The sequence below is a fragment of the Janthinobacterium sp. 17J80-10 genome, from assembly GCF_004114795.1.
Lineage (GTDB): Bacteria > Pseudomonadota > Gammaproteobacteria > Burkholderiales > Burkholderiaceae_D > Paucimonas.
This window is the reverse complement of the sequence record NZ_CP035311.1, coordinates 575,568-588,812: the sequence shown is the minus strand read 5'-3', so window position 1 is coordinate 588,812 and position 13,245 is coordinate 575,568. Positions and strand designations below refer to the sequence as shown.

12 protein-coding genes are annotated in these 13,245 nt (G+C 60.7%); 6 read left to right on the top strand and 6 right to left on the bottom strand.

Annotated elements, in window-relative coordinates; genetic code table 11:
• The first annotated feature begins 572 nt into the window (after window positions 1–572).
• Window positions 573–1,163, top strand: coding sequence for an MOSC domain-containing protein (locus EKL02_RS02515; protein ID WP_128900569.1), 591 nt, complete (start codon window positions 573–575; stop codon window positions 1,161–1,163).
• 30 nt (window positions 1,164–1,193) lie between these two features.
• Here the strand turns inward: EKL02_RS02515 and EKL02_RS02510 are convergent, their stop codons facing one another.
• The gene (locus tag EKL02_RS02510) at window positions 1,194–1,955 is read right to left on the bottom strand and encodes an L-asparaginase (RefSeq protein WP_128900568.1); all 762 of its coding nucleotides are present in this window, start codon (window positions 1,953–1,955) and stop codon (window positions 1,194–1,196) included.
• 27 nt (window positions 1,956–1,982) lie between these two features.
• Here EKL02_RS02510 and EKL02_RS18105 point away from each other — a divergent pair, with 27 nt between their 5' ends.
• The 3 genes from EKL02_RS18105 to EKL02_RS02500 all read left to right on the top strand — a co-directional run bounded on the left by EKL02_RS18105 (window position 1,983) and on the right by EKL02_RS02500 (window position 5,568).
• Window positions 1,983–2,552, top strand: a complete 570-nt coding sequence (locus EKL02_RS18105; protein ID WP_164931932.1) for a hypothetical protein — start codon at window positions 1,983–1,985, stop codon at window positions 2,550–2,552.
• Window positions 2,452–4,998 (top strand): chemotaxis protein CheW, encoded by a 2,547-nt coding sequence (locus tag EKL02_RS02505; RefSeq protein ID WP_128900567.1) that lies wholly within the window; start codon window positions 2,452–2,454, stop codon window positions 4,996–4,998. The genes EKL02_RS18105 and EKL02_RS02505 overlap by 101 nt, the downstream gene beginning before the upstream one ends.
• A gap of 75 nt (window positions 4,999–5,073) precedes the next feature.
• Window positions 5,074–5,568: an asparaginase domain-containing protein gene (locus EKL02_RS02500; RefSeq protein WP_128900566.1), complete on the top strand. Its 495-nt coding sequence runs from the start codon at window positions 5,074–5,076 to the stop codon at window positions 5,566–5,568.
• On the opposite strand, the gene EKL02_RS02495 is transcribed toward EKL02_RS02500, so the two are convergent.
• A complete protein-coding gene (locus EKL02_RS02495) occupies window positions 5,565–6,773 on the bottom strand; it encodes a GGDEF domain-containing protein (protein WP_164931931.1) in 1,209 nt (402 codons plus the stop codon). The two genes, EKL02_RS02500 and EKL02_RS02495, sit on opposite strands and share 4 nt — an antisense overlap.
• A 261-nt stretch (window positions 6,774–7,034) precedes the next feature.
• Here EKL02_RS02495 and EKL02_RS02490 point away from each other — a divergent pair, with 261 nt between their 5' ends.
• Window positions 7,035–7,994, top strand: coding sequence for a CAP domain-containing protein (locus EKL02_RS02490; RefSeq protein WP_128900564.1), 960 nt, complete (start codon window positions 7,035–7,037; stop codon window positions 7,992–7,994).
• A gap of 16 nt (window positions 7,995–8,010) precedes the next feature.
• Here EKL02_RS02490 and EKL02_RS02485 read toward each other — a convergent pair whose 3' ends face one another.
• The 4 genes from EKL02_RS02485 to EKL02_RS02470 form a co-directional block, all read right to left on the bottom strand.
• A complete protein-coding gene (locus EKL02_RS02485; RefSeq protein WP_128900563.1) occupies window positions 8,011–8,712 on the bottom strand; it encodes a phosphatase PAP2 family protein in 702 nt (233 codons plus the stop codon).
• Complete coding sequence (locus EKL02_RS02480; RefSeq protein WP_128900562.1) at window positions 8,709–10,625, bottom strand: LTA synthase family protein; 1,917 nt, start codon at window positions 10,623–10,625, stop codon at window positions 8,709–8,711. Before EKL02_RS02480 ends, EKL02_RS02485 begins: the two co-directional genes overlap by 4 nt.
• Before the next feature lie 90 nt (window positions 10,626–10,715).
• The gene (locus EKL02_RS02475) at window positions 10,716–11,996 is read right to left on the bottom strand and encodes a HAMP domain-containing sensor histidine kinase (protein WP_128900561.1); all 1,281 of its coding nucleotides are present in this window, start codon (window positions 11,994–11,996) and stop codon (window positions 10,716–10,718) included.
• Window positions 11,986–12,669: a response regulator transcription factor gene (locus tag EKL02_RS02470; RefSeq protein ID WP_128900560.1), complete on the bottom strand. Its 684-nt coding sequence runs from the start codon at window positions 12,667–12,669 to the stop codon at window positions 11,986–11,988. The genes EKL02_RS02475 and EKL02_RS02470 overlap by 11 nt, the downstream gene beginning before the upstream one ends.
• 243 nt (window positions 12,670–12,912) lie before the next feature.
• Here EKL02_RS02470 and EKL02_RS02465 point away from each other — a divergent pair, with 243 nt between their 5' ends.
• Window positions 12,913–13,167 carry a hypothetical protein gene (locus tag EKL02_RS02465; RefSeq protein ID WP_128900559.1) on the top strand — a complete coding sequence of 85 codons (255 nt, stop codon included), beginning with the start codon at window positions 12,913–12,915 and terminating at the stop codon, window positions 13,165–13,167.
• Window positions 13,168–13,245: the final 78 nt, after the last annotated feature.

The following is a 13,245-nucleotide window of genomic DNA, read 5'->3' as shown; positions in this document are numbered from 1 at the left end:
CTACCTCCAATGCCAATAAAGAATTCTGTCTTGTCCCGGCACGGCAGGATCGTCGTCGAGGTAAGGCCAGCAGGTACGCTGACGAAACGGCGGTCTTGTCGAATGGCGGCCATTGTAGGGCCGCGCTGCCCTGGCTCACGAAGCGCACCGGTTGCCGAGGGAGCGATTGACTCGCTTGCCATCCGGCTCCAGGCGCCCCGACCAGGGCGGTGTGGACTGCATTCCGCAGGGTTGCTACGGAAAATAGGAGGGGGATTGTACACCCCCCCGACAGTCAGCCTCAATGCTTTAGGCCAAATATTGTAGTAACTTCTGCAGAAAATAGTTGAATTTTGTAGTCAACTATTAATATCTGGTCTCATTCCGTTATTTTGTTACGAAAATTCGACAACTTTTGTTAAATTGCATCGAAATTAGCCTAATGCACCGATTTCTTTCGTTGCAGCAATATCCTGGTAACAACTGAGCATGACTGCATGCCGGGCAAACCCCGTCGCAAAAATAGTCGCAAGGTAGGTAAACTGGCCTTTTCTTATCTTGCCGTGCAACAACCAATCCCCGCAAAGGCCACCATGAAAATTCTCAGTGTCAACCTCGCTCAGGTCGGCCGCTTGCAGGTTGAGCAACACGGCACACTGCACCGAATCACCAGCGCCATCAACAAAATGCCGGTCTCAGGCATGGTCGAGGTGGGCAGGCTGGGCCTGGCGGGCGACGAGCAGGCAGACCTGAGCGTGCATGGCGGGCTGGACAAGGCGGTATACGCCTACCCGGTGGAACACTACGCATTCTGGGAGCAGCAACGCGCCGTTGCCCTCAAGCGCAGCGCGCCTCTGCCGCCAGGCTCGATGGGCGAAAACCTGACGCTGGAAGGATTGCTGGAAGAAGACCTGTGGGTTGGCGACCGGCTGACAATTGGCTCCAGCGTATTCATGGTGACGGAGCCGCGCCGCCCTTGCTTCAAGTTTGCGGCCAAGATGGGGTTTTCTCATGCGGTAAAGATGATGGTGCAAAGCGGCTTCACCGGCTTCTACCTGCGCGTCGTGCAAACGGGTGCGCTGCAAAGCGGTGACACGGTCCACCTGGCACCCGGCCCACGCGTGGCCACGCTGGCGCAAATCAACCGGCAACGTTACCAGGGACGGCAACGCGATCTGTTTTAACGAGCGCTTTTTTTCACAGCGCTCTTGTTTTCAGTCGCCGGCATCGAACGGCGCATTGGCGGGCAGCTTCCTGGTCAGTAGCGGGCTGGCGGCCATGTTCGGGCCGGCCCACAGCCGCGCCCACCCAGGCGGCCATGGCAAGGCGGGGCCATCGTAGGCAGTGATGCCACGGCGCACGGCGATGACGGGCAGGCTTGAAGGTACCGGGCCATCGCGGCGGTCCCAGCCCAGCGTGAAAGCGTAATTCGGCAACAACGCCGCGCACACGCGCTCGAACCACTCGCTATGGTCTTCGTCGCGCCCGAGCGCCTGCGCCAGTCCGTGCGGATCGAATTTTGCCAGCGTGCGCACCAATTGCTCGGCCGTTTCGCCCGGCGCATCGCCCCAGCCCAGCACGGGATTGAAATTGTAATCCGAGCCGGACCCGTACCACCCTTCCCGCCAGGGCCGCTCCATCCAGTTGCGCTGGCCGGCAAACAAATGCCAGCGCCAGTGCAGCCCGGACGGGCGCGGCCAGCTATACATATACAGGCGCTGGTAGCCCGCGCGGTGCAGTTCGCGTACCAGCGCCATCAGGCGCGCGTGGGGCATGCGGTCAGGCGGGCGGCGGCGAAACAGGATCGGTTCGCCGTCGGCATGCTGCACTTCATCGGAACCGAGGTTCAAATCCAGGGTGCGTATCTCGCTGCCAAAGCGCGCGGAAATCCAGCCGGTGAGCAAATTGACCGACGTAATTACGCCATAGCCCCGATGGCGGTGGAAGATGACAGTGCCCGGCGCGACAGATTTCATCGTGAATGCTCTAAAAATGACAGTGTAATGGCGGCCAGCGCCGCGTCCGCACGCGATCCCCTGAAACGATACCGCATGCACCGTCAAAATGCACGCAGGCCGAAAACAGCACCGCAATGGCACATGAAGGCGCATGCCCGCGGCATCTGCCGCAGTAACGTCGCGCTGCACGCAGGCAGCGCACCCAAGGAATTTTGCACAGGACCGGCCATCGCATGCAAGACGAAGCCATCGGGCGGCATTGAGAAAGTTGCCTTATATATCAAGGACTTCCCCGTAACGCAGCGCTTTGTTATTGACCAAGGGTATCCTACATCGTTCAGCGGATTTTCAAAACTGACGCAAAAATTAGTCCATCTTCGTCCCTTGCCACGTCATTTTCAGTGCACATGGCCCGTAAATTGCACAGCTCGCAACACGCGCACAAAACCTGTGCAAATTAACGGGTTCAATAACTCAAAATCGCGCGTCGACATGACCGGAGGAGAACAACCGCATGGACAGCTTTCAGTCAGATATATTCTTGCCCTATATGCGCGATGTCATGCGCTGCGAACAATCCATGCAGGGCCTGAACCAGATGTGGCGCATGATTGAATCAACCGCCCGGATGAACTGCACGGCGGAAGCACAGACCATCCTGCCGACCATGGCAGCCACGCGCAGCAGCCTCGACAAGCTGGAACAGGAGCTGGTGGCGTGCCTGGCGGGTGAAAAAGTCGCCAACGTGCTCGACGAGATCGGCACCAAGGCCCAGTATGTCATCGATATCGTGGTGCGCAACCTTTACGAACGCACGGCCGACATCGGCTTTCTGGCGACTGACCATGAACTGTGCGCGTTTGTCGCCGGCCTGCAGGATGACCGGGATGCCGTACTGGATCGCCTGCGCGCCTACCGCAACAAGTACACCGTATACGATGAAATCATCCTGCTCAATCCCCAGGGCAAGGTACTGGCGCACATCGACCGCAACTCAAGCCTGGAATACAGCGCCGATGCGCTGATCGCTCAGTCGCTGGCCAGCGACGCCTACGTCGAAACCTTCCGCGCAAGCGACCTGCAGCCGCGCAAAGAGCGCGCGCTGATCTATTCGAAACGCATGATGCATCCGCAAACCCATGCCGTGGCCGGCGTGTTGTGCCTGTGCTTCTCCTTCGAAGAGGAGATGGCCAGCATTTTCCGCACGCACGGCGACCCCAGGGCGCGCGCCAACATGCTGCTGCTGGACGGCGACAACCGCGTCATCGCCAGCGCCAATCCGCGCTGGATACCAGTCGGCGACGAAGTGCCGGTCAATCCTGCGGCCTGCCCGGAACCGGTCATGTACGGCGGCCGCGCCTACCTGGCGCGCACCGTCAGCGCCGCAGGCTATCAGGGTTACATGGGGCCGCCGGGATGGCAGGGCCAGGTCATGATCCCGGTCGATGTCGCCTTTGTCAGCACCAGGAAGCACGAAGCCCTGGCCATGCTGGAACCGGCCATGGCGGAAGGGTTGCTGGCGCATGCATCGTCTTTCTGTCCGCAGCTGCATGACATCATGCGCGCCGCCGAGGGCGCCGCGGAAACCATCCGGCGCGTCGTCTGGAACGGCCAGGTCATGACCGCCGGCAGGCACGGCGAATTGCTGAAACTAAAGACGGTGCTCGGCCAGATCAGCGAAACCGGCACGGCCAGCAACAAGCTGTTTGCGCAATCGATCCGCGACCTGTACGAGACGGTCCTGGCGTCGAACCTGAACAATGCCGAGTTCATCGCCAGCCTGCTGGTCGACCTGCTTGACCGCAATCTTTACGAACGCGCGGACGATTGCCGCTGGTGGGCGCTGACGCCCGAGTTGCGCGCCGCGCTGGCGGCGCCGCAACGCAGCGAAGCGACTGTCGCGCAGCTGCACGGCATTCTTGACTACATCAACAAGCTCTACACGGTATACACGCGCATTTTCGTCTATGACCGCAGCGGCACCATCATTGCCAGCACGAATGCACCGGTCGATGGCGAATCCGTAATCGGCGCCAGCATCGACGAACGCACGCTGGAACGCGTCCTCGCGCTGAATGGCGAACAGCAATACCATGCCACGCCTTTCGAAGCGAGCGCCCTGTACGGCCACGACCATACCTATATCTATCATGCGGCGATCCGTCATCCCGAACAGGCCGCGCTGGCAGTGGGCGGCATCGGCATCGTGTTCGACGCCACAGTCGAATTCTCGGCCATGTTGCGCGGCGCCCTGCCGGACCCGGCCAGCATGAGCGCTTTTTTCATCGACCGCGCAGGCAGCGTGATCGCCAGCACAGACGCCGCACGGCCGGTCGGCACGCAACTGGCCATCGATCCTGCCCTGCTGGCCCTGGAAAACGGCCGCAGCGCTGCGCGCATCGTCGTCCACGACGGCAGCTATGCCATCATGGGCTGCACCGTCTCGAACGGCTACCGGGAATTCAAGCGCACGGACGGCTATCGCGAGGATGTCCTGGGCGTGGTATTCCATACGCTCGGCGCGGCGACGGGAAATGGCATCCGCACGAGCCGGCCGCAAGAGCTTGCCCACGTGCCTCTCGAGAGTGGCGATGCAAGGGAATTCGCCACATTCCTGATCGACGGCGACCTGTTCGCCGTGGCAGCTGAAAATGTGCTTGAGGCGGTTCCAGCGGCCAACATATCGCCCGTATCAGTCGGCGCACGCCAGGAGCGCATCGGCATACTTACCATCCACGGCGACGAAGGCAGCAGGGACTTTGCCTGGGTGTTCGATCTTGGCTACCTGGTGCGCGGCAAAGCGTCGGTGACGAATGACAACAGTCCCGTCATCATCATTCGGCGCGGTACGCAAACCATTGGCGTCCTTGTCAACGAATTGCACGGCGTGCCTGAATTCAGCGTGTCGGCACTGACGCCAACGCCGCTGTTGCCCGGCACGGACGGCATGCTCGTGCCCTGGGTAATCAAGGCCGGCAGCGAGCTGATCCAGGTAGTGGATGCGGATTACCTCTTCAGGCTATTGACGGCGCAGGAAGCGCCGATGCTGGCGTACGGCTAGGCCCTGCGCTCAGCCTGAAAGCGCTATCATGTCGCCTGCAACCATGCGACGTGGCTTTCCCATTCCAGACCGACCATGACCCTACACATCATTGCCACTGGCGGCACCTTCGACAAGCATTACGACGAAATCGCCGGCCAGCTGGCCTTTGCCGACAGCCACCTGCCGCAAGCCATCCGGCGCGCCCGCATCACTTCGCCGGTGCGGCTGGAAACCCTGCCCCTGCTGGATTCGCTCGACATGCAGGATGGCGACCGCCAGCGCATACTCGATGCGTGCCGGGCGGCGCCAGAACAGGCAATCGTCATCATCCACGGCACCGACACCATGCCCGAGACGGCGCGGACACTAGGCCCGGCAGCGCTGGGCAAGACGATCGTGCTGACCGGGGCGATGGTGCCCTATGAAGTGGCCGGTTCGGACGCCATGTTCAATTTCGGTTTTGCCGCCGGCGTTGCGCAAGTACTGCCAGCCGGGGTGTACGTGGCCATGAATGGCCAGGTATTCGCATGGGAGCGCGTGCAGAAAAACCGCAGCGCCGGCGTGTTCGAAGCGCCAGCGGCAGGTTAATGCGCCAGCATTAATTCGTTCGCGACGGCGCCAGGCACATCGTTTTCGACGCGATTTCTGCCTGCACCCTTGGCGCGATAAAGGGCCGCATCGGCGCGCCTGCTCCAGCCCGTGAGGTCCTCGCCGCGCCCGAGTTGCGCGCAACCGCCACTGATGCTCAACTTGCCGACCTCCGCAAAATCATGCTGCGCAATGGCGAACCGCAATTTTTCCGCCACGGTGACGGCATCGGCAAGGGCCACCGGCATCAGTATGGCGAACTCTTCGCCACCCCAGCGGCATGCCAGGTCCGAAGTGCGCAAGCTGTCCTGCACGATGACGGCAATCTGCTTTAATACGTCGTCTCCCGCCAGGTGGCCAAAACGATCGTTGACCAGCTTGAAATGATCGATATCGAACATCACCAGCGACACCGGCAGGCCATAGCGCTTTGCGCGATCGATTTCCCGCAGTGCTTCCAGTTCAAAGTGGCGCCGGTTCCACATGCCTGTCAATGAGTCGATCCGCGCGGCATGCTCGGCCTTGGCGCGCGCCTCGTCCAGCGCTTCCTCGATGCGGGTATGGGTAAGCAGCAAGAAGCAAAAGGCAAGAATCACCACAAGCATTGCGGAAACCAGGATCAGCACGCGGTAGCCGATATCATCTCTGATCAAATCGGCCATGCTCGGCGCATTGAGCATGGCAACGATGCGCCAGATCGCCGTGACCCCGATCCCCAGGAATGCGGCGAGCATGAACAGGGTGGAGGATCTTTGCCTGCCATGGGCATAACGGGAAAACCCGAGAAAAATGCGGGCGGCGACAAAAAACTGAAAAGCGTTGAACCAGATGACGCGCGTATTGACGTCACCGCCCTGATAAAGGTTGACCGCCTGGGCCGCTATCACCAGGGCGCCCAAGCCCCAGTTCAGGGAATCCGGCCGCGGCTTTTTTTGCAGGTAGAAACCGGCAATGCCATCATAGAAAAACCCCAGGCTGGCAATCCCCAGGCCATTGCTGAGCAAGATCGTCGGCGCTTCGGGCAGGTACAGGCGCAATATGGAAACCAGAAAACAGCCCGCCAGCAGGAAAAACCCGGTCACCCAGTTGCCAAAACCGGAATAGGTGGTACGCGTCTTCAGCACGAACAGCATCAGTGTCGATAACGTGGTCAACAGCACGGCCACCAGCACGCCAAGGGTCGGAGGATGCAGCAGATTCAGCATGAACGAGAAAGGATGAAAATCCGGGAAGATCGAGTCTGATACTTGCCATTTTAGCCTGCATTTCCAATTTTCAATGAAATCACGCTGAAACATTGAATGTTGTCCACGTAAAACGCGAACGAAACGCGACATATGATGGTCATAGGAACGGCATTTGACAGTAATTGACATAAAGACGCCGGCTTTGCGCGCCAGCGCAAGGTCACAGACTATCAAATCTGCTCCCATGAACTCACCCGTTTTCCATCCACAGGATTGCCCATGCCGCGTTTGCCATTTTTACAGCCGTCATTGACACCGCTTTGCCTCAGCTTGTTGCTGGCGGCATGCGGCGGGGGCGGTGGGGATAGTGGCAATGCCGCCGTCAGCCAGGGCACCGCCAGCGCAGCGCCGGCACCGGTCGTGGAAAGCGGCGCACCTCTGGCCACCGGCAATACGGCCACCGATGGCTTCAACCGGGCCAATTTCCGCCGTCAGCAACTCGGCTTGAGCGTACTGAACCGTAATGCGCTGATCGACAGCGCCGCGCAAGGACATTCTGATTACCAGAAGCGCAACGACGTCATTACGCATGAACAGTCGCCGACTGCCGCCGGCTTTACCGGCGCCACCCTGAAGGACCGTCTGGCCGCGGCGGGCTATGCCCTGGTCGCGCCCTACGCATATGGCGAAGTTATTTCCGCCAGTGGCGACACCTCAGGGGCCAATGCCGCCGAAGACCTGATCACGGCGATCTACCACCGCTTCGTGATATTCGAGCCGCGCTTTCTGGAAGCCGGCGCAGGTGCCGCCACTGCCGCCAGCGGCTATACCTATTTCACGCTGAACCTGGCCAGCACCAGGGGCCTGGGCAGCGGCCTGGGCCAGGGCAACTTCGTCCATTACCCGTTGGCAGGCCAACAGAACGTGCTGACGAATTTTTTCAGCGACTATGAAACGCCTGACCCGGTCGGCGACCGCAATGAAGTGGGCTATCCCGTCAGCATTCACGCCGACATCACGTCCACCGTGACGGTGCAAAGCTTCAGCATTTCACCGCGCGGCGGCGCGCCGTTGCCCGTCAAAGTGCTGAGCCACGCCACCGATGCCAATACCGTGCAGTCGGTGGCAGCCATCGTGCCGCTCGGCCCGCTTGCGCCGAAAACAGCCTATGACGTGCAATTCACCGGCACCGTCGACGGCATTGCCGCCACGCGTGCCTGGTCGTTCAGCACGCGCTGAAAGAGAAAAGCCCGCCTCATTGACGCGGCAATACGGCATGGGGCGGATAAACGACGTAAAGCAGCGCCAGGAACATCCACACAACCCACGCCGACCAGACGTTGTGCGATAAAAAATGCGCGCCGCGCATCATCTGCGCCCACCCCATCGCCATCCCCAGCGCCATGCCCAGCATCAGCGCCAGACGGGCCGGACGCTGATGCGTATCGCGCAGGCCGAAATAGAACGCCATCAGGGCGAAGCCGCCGGAAGCATGGCCGCCAGGGAAACACTTTCCGGCGGCGACCGTCTCTGGCAGACGTTCAAACAATCGCGCAAAGGGTGCATAGCCGCCATATTCAGCTAAATCCCAGGGGCAATGCAGGGCACTGCCCTGCTTGAGCACCGACACCAGCAGCGTGCCACCGGCCATGGCAAGGAAAAGCCACAGCAAGCGACGCCGCTGGGCTTCCCATTGCGGCACGATATACGTCAGCAAAAATCCGCCCAGGAGGGCAATGGCGACGGCTACCGACATGAACTTCAGGCCGCTATGCATGAAGTTCTCCATGAACGGATGATGGCGCCATGGAAAACTGTGGCTGGGCGCGTCAAAAAAGGGGGCAATCAATACCCGGTCTAGCGGCGTGCGGTCGAATACCAGCCAGATCAGCGGCGCCAGCAACAGCGGCATTGCCAGCAGCCAGCCGTCGCGCCGCAGGCGCTGCAACACCATCATCGCAGACTCCGGTACTGGCCGGCCTTGACCAGTTCGGCCGTACCCTGGTAATAGGCGACGGCTTCCTGCACCAAGGTCTGGTTGACGGGTACCGGGGTCGTATTCGATTCCGCATCAACGGCGAAGGCAGCGACCTGGCGACGCGGCTGCAACACGGTCAGCGTGTCATGCTTGAGATAGCCGAGCGACTGGTAGGTGCTGATAAAGGCGCGGTCATCCTCGGGGGGCGTATGCAGGACGTCGTGGCCGATGAAGCGCGAGGCGTAGCTGAAGTTGAGCATGCCCAGCAGCGTCGGCCCGGTATCGATCTGGCTGGCCAAACGGTCCACCGTGCCAGGCTTCACATGGGCCGGGGCGTATACGATCATCGGAATATGGTAGCGCGCCACAGGCAGGTCGGTCTTGCCGGCACTGGATGCAGTGTGGTCGGCCACGATCACAAACATTGTGTCCTTGAACCAGGGTTTGGCACGCGCCATGTCGATGAAGCGGCCAATGGCATAGTCGGTGTATTTGACGCCGCCGGCGCGGCCGGTGTGCGACGGTATATCGATGCGGCCGTCTGGATAGGTGAACGGCCGGTGATTGGAAGTTGTCATCACATGGGTGAAAGACAGGCGCCCCTGGCGGTGCGAGGCATCAATTTCGTCGAGTACCTGGTCGAACAGGGCTTCGTCGGCCACGCCCCAGATGTTTTCGAACGGGATACGGCTGTCGGGAATATTCAGGCGATCGACCACATTGTAGTTGTTGCCGCCAAAAAAGGCATTCATGTTATCAAAATAACCGTAGCCGCCATACGCGTAGCGCACGTCATAACCCTTGCCGCGAAATACGCTGCCCAGGGAAAACAGGTCTTCATTGCCTGGCCGCTTGACGATGGATTGCCCCGGCGTCGGCGGCACCGACAGCGTGAGCGCTTCCAGCCCGCGCACGGTGCGCGTGCCGGTGGCGTATAGCTTGGTGAACAACAGACCCTGGCTGGCGAGGCGATCCAGCTGCGGGGTCAGCCCCTCGTTATTGCCGAACTTGCCGAGGAAATCGGCCGACAGGCTTTCCACTGAAACCAGCACGACATTCAGGCGCTGCTCGGCGCCATGGGCTGCCACCTGGCGCGGCTTGTCGGGCTCTGCACCCGGGGAAGCCAGCATGCGGCCCAGGGTCTGGCGTACTTCGTTGCTGGGGCGGGTCAGGTAAAAATGTTCGTAGTCGAGTTCATTGTTGCGGAAAGCCGCGGCAAAGCTGTACAAGCCATTGCTGGCCAGCTCGACATTGTAGTGATTGGCAAAACCGTTCGCGGCGCTGGCGGCGGCGGCGCCAAACCAGGTCGCCACCAGAATCATGGCCCAGCCTGCGGCATGCCGCAGGCGTGCCCGGACAGGTTGCGGCTGCGCCAGTGCTGCGGCCACCAGGCGGCGTGCCGGCCACAACAGCAAGAGCGTCAGCACCAGCAGGCCGGCAAGGATTTTCCCGACTGGATAGGACTCGCGGATATTGCCGATGACTTCCGTCGTGTAAACCAGGTAGTCGACTGCGATAAAGTTGTAGCGCACGCCAAACTCTTGCCAGAACAGTAGCTCGGAGACGAAATTGAACAGCAGCAGATAGATGCTTGTTCCCAAAAGCGCAAGCACGATGCCCTGCAGCATCGCCCTTGGAATGCGGCGTTGCGGCAAAACCAGGTAAATCAGCAAAACCGGCACCAATGACCAGGCGCCGGCGATCAGGTCATACAATATGCCGAGAAGGAAACTGGCTGGCAGCATGAGCCAGTCGACCTCCCGCCAGGACAATGCCAGCAAGCCAATACGCGTCAGCAGCGACGCCGCAAGGAATGTCGCCAGCAGCAGCAACGGCACCGCGCCAAAATAGTGATGCGCACGTGCGCGCCAGCCGCTTGAATTTCCAGACATACGTCATTCCTCCAGGTTAACAACTGGAGTGTAGAAATGTGCCTGTGAAGAATGCCTGCCGCTTATGTGATGGAATTGTGAAGTGGCTGGCTAAATCGGTGCCGCCGGCGCAAAACGCACTGTCACCCGCGTCCCCTGGCGCGGGTCCCCCGGCTCGGCGACGCTGTCGATGCTGCAATGCCAGCCATGCGCAGCGCAAATACGCTCGACAATCGACAGGCCCAATCCCATGCCGCCAGGAATATCACTGGCGCGATAATGGCGGTCGAACACATGCGCAAGATGTTCCGGCGCGATGCCGGGACCGGTATCGCAGACCGTCAATGCGCCATCGGCGAAATCGATCGTGATCTTGCCCTCGCGCGTATAACGCGCGGCATTGCCGATCAGGTTATCCAGCAACAATGCCAGCAATGACGCATCCGCTTCGATCATGGTCTCGGGCGGCACCAGCACGTCCAGACCCACGCCGGCGGCAGTACACGCCGGCGCAAACTGGCCCGCGCTGGCTTGCACCCGCTGGCGCAAGTCGAGCCGCTGCAGCGTCGCCAGCGCCGTCTCGCGCGCCAGAAACAGCAGCCCGCGCAAACGCGCCTCCATGTCATCGGCGGCAGTGACGATGCGCTCCAGGCGCGTCCTGGCACGCTCGGCGAGTGCCGGTTCTTCCAGCAGGAGCTCGGCGCTGGTGCGCACGCGCGTGAGCGGGGTGCGCAATTCGTGGCTGACATTGGCGGTGAATTCACGCTCGCGCGACAGCAATTCGCGGTTGCGCTGGCGGTAATCGTCCAGCGCGCGCGCCAGCAGGCCAACTTCGCGGTCCAATCCGGATTCATACAATTGGGCCCGGTCGTCGCGCTGCAGGTGATCGGTCATCTTTTGCAGCTGATACAGCAGGCGGCCGGCAAGCCAATAACCCAGCCACAAGGAAACCAGCCCCAGAACGAAGATGCCGGTCACCAGATTCCAGCGCAACCGTTCCAGGCGCACCTCATGTTCGCCGACATCGTACAAAAGGTAGAAGCGCTCGCCACCCACCTCGCGTATGCCGATGTGGTATTCGGTGCTGCTGCTGTACCACTCGTAGTTACCGACCGGCTTGCTGCCATATTCCCTGGGTAGCGGCGCGGGCGACTCACCCGGGCGCAAGTGGTAAAGGCTGAGGCGCTGCGTGAGCGATTGCTGCGACAGCCCCGGCATTGTGCCGCCTGACCGTGTCAGGATGTCGTCGAGGGTCACATTGACCACCTCGTCAATCATGTCTTCTTCCTGTTCCTCGGTGGTCATGAACAGGGCAATTGCCTGGATCAGCACTGCCAGTGTGGATAGCAGCGCGAAACTCCACGCCAGGCGCCAGCGCAGGCTATTTCTCATGCGGCTCCACCAGGCGGTAACCTCGGCCGTGCACGGTCTCGATCATGCTTTTCCCATCCTCCAGCGTGAGTTCGCGCCGCAATTGCGACAGGTGGCTGCGCAAGGTATCGCTGTTGGCCTGCAGCTGCCCCCACACCGCCTGTTCCAGTTCGTCCCGGGAAAACAGGCGTCCAGGACGCGCCAGCAAGGCCTGCAGAAGCTTCAGCGTCTTGGGCGGCAGTTTGAGCGCTTCGCCGCGCCAGGTTGCAATGCCGGAGAACGGGTCATACGCCAGTTCGCCGACCCGTTGCAGTTTCTCGACTGTGTGGCCTTGGGCACGGCGCACCAGCGCCAGCAGACGTGCTTCGACCTCCTTCAGGGCGAACGGCTTGACCAGGTAATCGTCTGCGCCAGCGTCAAAACCGGCCAGCTTGTCGTCGAGCGTGTCGCGCGCCGTCAGCATCAGGATCGGCACTGCCGACTGCGCATCCCGGCGCAGGCGCTGCGCCAGCGTCAAGCCATCCATGCCAGGCAGGCCGATATCCAGCACCACTGCATCGAATTGCTGGGTGGCGAGCAGGTGCATGGCCGTCAAGCCATTTGGCGCCGCATCGACGCCATAACCCCGGGCTGCGAGAAATTCATACAGGTTATCGGCAATGGTGGCATCGTCTTCGACGATCAGTATATGCATCTGTTTGCGAATATCAGAAAGTGGCGCCTGGTCAATTTGAACCCATACGCTATCACATCCGTTGTCATTTGAGATTGCACCAGCAGCGCATGCCTGTAATTGAAAACGGGCGTTTCGCATGGCGCAACGCTGGATGCTGCCAACCCTGGGTAAATTAAAAGATGCATTTCATCTGCATCTTATGGTAGAGTACTTCTACCCAAACGACTCGAGCAACCCTTACCTGTGCATCCAAGGAGCATCATGAAATCCGAAACACTCACCCTTGCCAGCCCCCTGAACGAAGCCGGCGCGTTGCAAGCTGCGCAACTATTGAATTCCATGAGCGGCGTAAGCAAGGTGGCGATCACTACCGCGGCAGGCGCCATCGATGTCGCCTTTGATGAAAACCTCACTTCGGTCCAGGAACTGCGTACAGTCCTGCAGAAAGCCGGGCTGCGTGTCAAGCCGCTCGCACATGGGGAAGCAGGCATGTGCTGCGGCAGTTGCGGCGGTTAATGCCCCTGCACCCGCGCGGCTGCAATACGCCGGCGTGACCAGACAGGGCGTGGGACATTGCTATCGCATTTTGCATGG

Excerpts from the sequence above, each read along its gene's own strand:
- EKL02_RS02480 (WP_128900562.1), bottom strand. The coding sequence starts at position 10,625 with ATGTCTGGAAATTCAAGCGGCTGGCGCGCACGTGCGCATCACTATTTT.
- EKL02_RS02515 (WP_128900569.1), top strand. The coding sequence starts at position 573 with ATGAAAATTCTCAGTGTCAACCTCGCTCAGGTCGGCCGCTTGCAGGTT.
- EKL02_RS02490 (WP_128900564.1), top strand. The coding sequence starts at position 7,035 with ATGCCGCGTTTGCCATTTTTACAGCCGTCATTGACACCGCTTTGCCTC.
- EKL02_RS02500 (WP_128900566.1), top strand. The coding sequence starts at position 5,074 with ATGACCCTACACATCATTGCCACTGGCGGCACCTTCGACAAGCATTAC.
- EKL02_RS02470 (WP_128900560.1), bottom strand. The coding sequence starts at position 12,669 with ATGCATATACTGATCGTCGAAGACGATGCCACCATTGCCGATAACCTG.
- EKL02_RS02495 (WP_164931931.1), bottom strand. The coding sequence starts at position 6,773 with ATGCTGAATCTGCTGCATCCTCCGACCCTTGGCGTGCTGGTGGCCGTG.
- EKL02_RS02485 (WP_128900563.1), bottom strand. The coding sequence starts at position 8,712 with ATGATGGTGTTGCAGCGCCTGCGGCGCGACGGCTGGCTGCTGGCAATG.
- EKL02_RS02505 (WP_128900567.1), top strand. The coding sequence starts at position 2,452 with ATGGACAGCTTTCAGTCAGATATATTCTTGCCCTATATGCGCGATGTC.
- EKL02_RS18105 (WP_164931932.1), top strand. The coding sequence starts at position 1,983 with ATGGCGGCCAGCGCCGCGTCCGCACGCGATCCCCTGAAACGATACCGC.
- EKL02_RS02465 (WP_128900559.1), top strand. The coding sequence starts at position 12,913 with ATGAAATCCGAAACACTCACCCTTGCCAGCCCCCTGAACGAAGCCGGC.
- EKL02_RS02510 (WP_128900568.1), bottom strand. The coding sequence starts at position 1,955 with ATGAAATCTGTCGCGCCGGGCACTGTCATCTTCCACCGCCATCGGGGC.
- EKL02_RS02475 (WP_128900561.1), bottom strand. The coding sequence starts at position 11,996 with ATGAGAAATAGCCTGCGCTGGCGCCTGGCGTGGAGTTTCGCGCTGCTA.